Below are 1,110 nucleotides of genomic sequence, written 5' to 3'. Positions count from 1 at the left end.
TTCTAGCTGAGGGAGCAACTTCTCTAGGACGATCATAAAGTGGAGCCCCGACTCGTCGATATCCTCTAGCCGGATCATAGGGTAGGGGCTACGCTGTGGGTCGCCAAAGGAGGTAAGGGTAGGGGTGTTTTCCTCCTTGAGGGCAGCCGGAATCATCTTGGTAGGGATTGTAGTGCCACTCACCTCTGCCTTGCCTAGGTTGATAAAGCCACGCTGTAGCAAGATCTCGGCATGCGTGGGGTCGCGGTGCTCACGGATGTTACGAAAGACCTCTTGGCTCATATCGGCAAACCACTCTGCCTGAGAGTAGCTCCCAGGTACGATGTGCGAGGAGGTGAGCACCCTCATGCGAGTATTGTAAAGGTCGTTGATGAGGAATTCAAAGAGCTGGTCGTAGTAGCTGATGCGGATATTGCTCATACGCTCTAGATCTTGATTGCCGTAGCTCTTAAACTCCTTGATCCTATCTACACACCAGCGGAGGGAGCTTCGCTGTACCTCTTTGGGGAGCACGGTGTAGAGTGGGGTCTCCTTGGTGGGCTTTGCAGGATTGACCTGTATGCCACCGATCTGATGCATCACGTTTTTGAGGAGCTGATGAAATTGCTGTGCTATCACCAGGTCCAGCGCATCCTTCTTTCGGCTATCTTGGTCATCTTTGATCCACACTGGGAAGGTATGAGAGACCTGCTGAAGGTTTTTTATCGCCAAGGTGCTACTCTCGATGGGGTCGTCGCCAAGGTCGTTGGCAATCACCCGTGGGTCAAAGGCATAGCTCTGCTCTGGGAGGTACTGGTAGATACGCTCTTGGCTCTTCTTATCGACCATTGCTTGGAGCACTTTGGTGTCTTTATTGGTATCGCCATGGTGCTCGGGGAAGTAGCGATATAGCCACTCCACTACATACCTATCATAAGATATAGCCACTCCCCTACATACCTATCATAAGGGCCTACCTGTGGAAGGACAAAAGGAACTCGATCCTCGGGCTGGGCTACGTAATTGAGCCTTACGTAGTCCATAATACTGGGTGAGATACCGTGCTTGGCAACAAAAGAGGGGTCTCGTAGGTCTTTGGTGCGATAGGCACTAGAGGCGAGCATATTGTGC

The 1,110-nt window shown here is 51.8% G+C and carries 2 protein-coding genes; both read right to left on the bottom strand.

Annotated elements, in window-relative coordinates:
- Window positions 1-927, bottom strand: a 927-nt coding sequence (locus tag QVO39_RS06290) for a zinc-dependent metalloprotease (RefSeq protein WP_288171863.1), incomplete at its 3' end; no start/stop codon positions are given.
- Window positions 900-1,110 (bottom strand): zinc-dependent metalloprotease (locus QVO39_RS06285; protein WP_288171861.1); only part of this gene is annotated, 211 nt, incomplete at its 5' end. The genes QVO39_RS06290 and QVO39_RS06285, both read right to left, overlap by 28 nt.

The sequence above is a fragment of the Porphyromonas sp. CAG:1061 genome, assembly GCF_000435035.1.
GTDB classification, from domain to species: Bacteria; Bacteroidota; Bacteroidia; order Bacteroidales; family Porphyromonadaceae; genus Porphyromonas_A; species Porphyromonas_A somerae.
Note: the sequence above shows the minus strand (reverse complement) of the source record. Positions and strands in the feature narration are given on the sequence as shown.